Genomic DNA, 4,770 nt, shown 5'->3' on the forward strand with positions numbered 1-4,770 from the left:
CGCGGATCGCGTGTTGAAGCTGGAGAACGGCAGTATCGTCAGCGAGACTTATGGCGTGGCGCAGGCCGTGCAGAATGGTGCCGTTGGTAACGGCACCGCGGGCTGAGTCGAGTTATATGAAATCGACGCCGGGTGTGTTTGCTCAAACGCCCGGCGTGCGGCAATACGCGTACCGAGCGACGCCGACGTACTCGACGAGCACTTCGATCTCGCGGTCCTTGACCTTACGCTCCTCGCTGCACTCAGAGCTCAGAGATCAGGCCGGTCGAATAACGCCAAACCATTGCAACCGCTTACTTGCTCACGGCCGGCACCGGCAGCGACAACAATGCTTCCGTCATCGTATCGGCCATCCGCAACGCGGACATCGGCCCACCAAACCCCCAGATATTCCGCTCGACGAGACCCACACGCCCCGCGCTGCGGGCCGGCACGAAGCGCCAGATCGGCGAATCGAGTTTGGCCGCGAGCGGCACGCCGGCTTCGGTCGCGCTGACGAACAACACCGTGAGGTTCGGCTTCTTCAACAGATCCTCCGAGGTCACATACGACGTGCCTTCTCGCGTCGGCTCGGCGGGCCACGACTCGAGTCCAAGCGCCTGAGCGACGCCGGCAGCCGTGCTGTTGCCGGTGAAGGCCCAGTATCGGTCGGGCAAACCCAACTCCTGGAGCCACGCTATCTGCTCGCCTCGTCGGCCGGCTTGCGCGAGGCGTTGCGCATCGCGGGCAAAGCCGGCATCCACCGTGGCCTCGACAGCGCGCGCCGCATCTTCGCGGCCCGTCAGGCAGCCGATCGTGCGCAGAATCGCGCGGCCCCAATCGAGTTGCGTCACGCGGGCGCCGTCTTTGGCAAAGTTCGGGCCGTATTTGAACAGCACAGTGGGAGCGATCCGTTCGAGCGCCGCAAAGATCGGCGCATGACGCAGGCCTACACCGAGAATCAGGTCCGGTTTGGCTGCCGCGATGGCTTCGAGACTCGGCTCCTGACGCGTGCCGATGTCCGGCACTGATGCAAGGCGCGCTTCGTCGTAACCGATCCACACCGGGTAGTACTCGGGATCCGCCATGCCGACCGGTGTGATGCCCAGCGCGGCGAGATCTTCGGCGAACATGAATTCGAGTACGACGATGCGCTTCGGTCGTGCGGGCAACGAGGGGCTTGCTTGCGAGACGCTTGGGTTGTCGGCGAGCGGTGCGCAGGTTTGCTGCGTGTCCCCTGCATCGGCAGCACGAGCCACGAGGCTTGCATGCAACGCTTCTGCTCCGTTTGCAACACGGCTTGCGTTCGCGGCCTGCGTTGCATGACCTGCACCGCCCTGCGCGAACGCGTGGGACTGGGCGAGCAGCGCGACTGCCATCGCCGTGGCTGCGCACACTCGTCTGAACGGTTGCGGTTGCGGTTGCGGTTGCGGTTGGGGTTGCGGTTGGGGTTGCCTCGCGCGGCCCGTCAATGCGAAGCGTCCTGCAAGGCGATCTCCGCATCGCTCATCGTCAATAGCAAGGGGCAGCGTCCACACAGTTGCGTCTCTCCAGGAATTTCATAACGGACGCAGCACACGCGCCGTGCACTAAACGGGTTCGGCAAACTCGCGGCGGCGCAAGACGCACCGGCATGCGCAGAGGATTCGCAGCGCCATCTGCGGCGAGCGGGCCAAACAGCCACGCGGCGGCGTCGGTTAAATCGAATGACGGCGCGCGTTGTTCCCGCCGTAGAGCTTGACCATCGCATCGAGCAAGACGGCGCGATGGCTCGCCAGTTCCGTTACGGCGACGACAATCGGCTTGCCTGTTTCGTCTTCCGCGAGCACGGGTTCGTCGCTCGCGTCAGGCGTGCCGAGCTACACGTGCTCCACATAATGCGCCATCGATTCCGGCGCGAAATCGGCGAGGCACTGCGCGAGCGGGTCGCATCCGTTTGCGATCGTCGACAGCACGGCTGGCGTTTCCATCACCGTTTTCCCCGCTTCTCGCGCCGAGCCTCCACGATCAGCAACGCAAGCAGGTAAGGCGCGCCGATCAACGCTGTCAGCACGCCCGCAGGAATCTCGCGCGGCGCGAGCAGCGTGCGCGCCGCGATATCCGCGACCACCAGCACCAGCGCGCCGCACACGGCCGCAAGCCATAAACGGGTGCGATGGGCGCGCGCCCCAAGCATCGAGGCAAGATGCGGCGCCATCAAACCGATAAAACCGACCGGCCCGACCGCGGCCACCGCGGCACAGGCGGCCAGCGTCGCCACCGTCAGCACCAGAGGACGCAAAACGCCGATGGGCAAGCCAAGCGCGGCGGCCTGGTCGTCGCCTAGCGCGAGCAGATCGAGCGGCCGTGCCAGCAGCGCGAGCACCGGGACCGCCAGCACGCACCACGGCAGCAGCGTCGTCACTTCGCCCCAGCTGCGCCCGTACGTGCCGCCGACCAGCCACACCACGAAACGCGCGGGCTGCACGCTTTGCTGCGTGATGAGCCATTGGGATAGCGTGGTCCACAGCGTGCCGATCACGATGCCGGTCAGCGCCACCGCGAGCGGCGCATAGCGATGCCGTCGATTGAGCAGCAGCGTGAGCGCCAGCGTCACACCGCCGCCGGCGAGCGAGGCAACCGCGAGCGTCGAATGCGCTGCGAGCGGCCACGCGACGAGCGCCGCAAGCGTGGCGAGGCCCGCGCCTTGCGTGACGCCGAGCACTTCCGGCCCGGCAAGCGGATTGCGCACGATGCTCTGCATCAACACCCCGCTTGCGGCGAGCAACGCGCCGGCCAGCAACGCACAGATGAGACGCGGCAGACGCAAATCGAGCAGCATGCGCGCGAGTTCGTCGCGCTGATCCAATGCGGCTAACCAGCGATGCATGCCGATCGGCGTCGGGCCAAAGGAGGCACCCGCGCCCACGATCAGGATGCCGAATAACAGCAATACCGCCGCCGTCAGCGGCCAGGGCCACGCATCGAGCATCCGCACCCAGCGCGTCGCGGCACGCACGGCGGGACGATCCTGCCCGGCATGCAAGGCGCCCGACCACGCCGCGCCGCTGCGAATCATCGCCAGCATCAGCGGCGTGCCGACGAACGCGATCGCGACGCCGGTCGAGAGGGTGGCGTCGAGATCGAGCGCCTGCACCGCGCTATCGGTGACGAGCACGAGCGCGCCGCCCACCAGCGCGGACAACGGCACGAGCGCGGCCAGACGCGAGGCCTTCGCGCCGCGTGCCTGCCGCAACAGGTTCGGTGCGATCAGGCCGACATACGACAGCGGTCCGGCCACACTCACCGCGACGCTCGCGAAACCGACCGCCACCACCATCGCCGCCAGCCGCGTCGCATCGACGCGCACGCCCGCCGCCGCGGCAGCGTCGTCGCCGAGCGCGAGCGGGTCGAGCGGGCGGATCACGAACGGCAACGCGATGAGCGGCAACACGAGCCAGGCAGCGGCGATCTTCAGACCCGCCGCGCCCGGCTGATAGAGACTCCCGCTCGCCCACAGCGACACGCCGACAATGCTTTGCTCGAAGAACGCCAGAATCAGCGTGGAGAGCGCGGAGAACAGCAGCATGCAAACGCTGCCGGCGAGCACGAGGCGCAACGGCGTCGCGCGCCAGCCGCCTGCTGCGGCGCCCACGCAGGCGGCAGCGGCGAGACCGCAAACGAACAGCAGCGGCACCGACGCCACGCCCGCGAGCGAGGGCACCAGCATCGCGGCGAGCAAGCCGAGTTGGGCGCCGCCAGTGATGCCGAGCAGATCAGGCGAAGCGAGCGGATTGCGCGTCAATGACTGAAATAACGTCCCCGCGATCGCGAGGCAGCCGCCTGCGACCAACGCCGCCAGGATGCGCGGCATGCTCAGGTCGAACAGCAGAATGCCGGCGAGCTGCGCGGCGTGGCTGCTTGCCGGCGCGGCCAGCCACGTGCGAAATCCCGGCGCGAGACGCAATGCCGCTACCACCGCGATCAACGCGATGAGCGCGCCGCCGATCATTCCCGCGCGGCTTTTCACCGGCGCGCGCCAGCTATCGCTCGCCGGCTTGCGACGGCGCAGGCGTTTGCGCGCTGCAAGCGTCGTCATGCGGCGAGGCCCTTGCTCGTGGACGCGGGAGCACTCAATGCGTCGTGCTGAAACTGGACGCCGGCGCGATCCGCGGCGTCGCCCTCGTAGGCCGGCACGCACATCGGCACACCCGTCTGCGGGTGCGCGATCTTGAGCATCGGCACGCTGAAGGTGTCGTGCAGATGACGTGGGTCGAGCATCGCGTCGGGCGAGCCATGGGCGATGACGCGGCCCGCGCGCATCAGCACGATTTCGTCGCTGTAGGCCGCGGCCTGGTTCAGGTCGTGCAACACCCAGACGATCGTCAGGCCGCGCTCACGGTTCAGGCGGCGCAATTCTCGCAGGATGTCCAGTTGATGGTGAATGTCGAGGTAGGTGGTCGGTTCGTCGAGCAATACGATCGGCGCCTGCTGTGCGAGCGCCATTGCGATCCATGCTCGCTGGCGTTCGCCACCCGATAGCGCGGCGACGTCGCGCGCGGCGTCGTCGGCCAGACCGCTGGTGACGAGCGCTTCGTCGATGGCCGCGTGATCCGCGCGCGACAGTCCGCGCAGCCAGCCACCATAGGCGTAGCGGCCGTATGCGACCAACTCGCGCACGGTCAATCCAGAGGGAATCTGGTTGAATTGCGCGAGCATCGTCAGCGTGCGCGCCAATGCGCGTCGGCGGTATGCAGCGAGAGGCTTGCCGTCCACTTCGACGCTGCCGGAAAGCGCCGGCTGCAAACCGGC

The 4,770-nt window shown here is 67.5% G+C and carries 4 protein-coding genes and 1 pseudogene; all 5 read right to left on the reverse strand.

Annotated elements, in window-relative coordinates:
- Positions 1-293: 293 nt before the first annotated feature.
- Positions 294-1,358, reverse strand: a complete 1,065-nt coding sequence (locus tag QOC89_RS03720) for an iron-siderophore ABC transporter substrate-binding protein (protein WP_323043787.1) — start codon at positions 1,356-1,358, stop codon at positions 294-296.
- A gap of 89 nt (positions 1,359-1,447) precedes the next feature.
- Positions 1,448-1,668, reverse strand: a pseudogene (locus QOC89_RS31795) ((2Fe-2S)-binding protein); the annotation flags it as partial.
- An 8-nt stretch (positions 1,669-1,676) separates the two neighbouring features.
- Positions 1,677-1,808: a hypothetical protein gene (locus tag QOC89_RS31800; protein WP_416340342.1), complete on the reverse strand. Its 132-nt coding sequence runs from the start codon at positions 1,806-1,808 to the stop codon at positions 1,677-1,679.
- A gap of 140 nt (positions 1,809-1,948) precedes the next feature.
- Complete coding sequence (gene fhuB, locus QOC89_RS03730) at positions 1,949-4,057, reverse strand: Fe(3+)-hydroxamate ABC transporter permease FhuB (protein WP_323043788.1); 2,109 nt, start codon at positions 4,055-4,057, stop codon at positions 1,949-1,951.
- A partial coding sequence (locus QOC89_RS03735) for an ABC transporter ATP-binding protein (protein WP_323043789.1) occupies positions 4,054-4,770 on the reverse strand: 717 nt, incomplete at its 5' end. The genes QOC89_RS03735 and fhuB, both read right to left, overlap by 4 nt.

Origin of the sequence: Paraburkholderia sp. (assembly GCF_034668105.1) — a bacterium.
GTDB lineage: Bacteria > Pseudomonadota > Gammaproteobacteria > Burkholderiales > Burkholderiaceae > Paraburkholderia.